The following is a 267-nucleotide window of genomic DNA, read 5'->3' as shown; positions in this document are numbered from 1 at the left end:
AACTCCTGACGCAAGCGGCATTTCAGCTTGATCCAGTCCGGACTTCGCCGCGATACATAAGGACTGCCCGCGCGTTTGCCAATGACGCCTTCGAGCGACAGCGCACAAGCACTCTCGATGATGTCTTGATGTTTAGCCGTAAAGGCCTCGGAGAAGCGCACGATCTGGCGGGACTTGCGTCCCAGTGCTTTTTTCAACGCGGCGCGCCGGTCTTCCACGGGCATTTCACGCTGATCGACGCCTTGCAGGAACGGCGCATCGAACAGG

Annotated in this window: 1 protein-coding gene; it reads right to left on the bottom strand. The window is 58.8% G+C overall.

All coding sequences use genetic code 11. From position 1 onward, the window contains the following. A partial coding sequence (locus tag BK665_RS34135; RefSeq protein ID WP_446033154.1) for an ATP-dependent DNA ligase occupies positions 1-267 on the bottom strand: 267 nt, incomplete at both ends.

The organism is Pseudomonas frederiksbergensis (assembly GCF_003732665.1).
GTDB lineage: Bacteria > Pseudomonadota > Gammaproteobacteria > Pseudomonadales > Pseudomonadaceae > Aquipseudomonas > Aquipseudomonas frederiksbergensis_G.
Note: the sequence above shows the minus strand (reverse complement) of the source record. Positions and strands in the feature narration are given on the sequence as shown.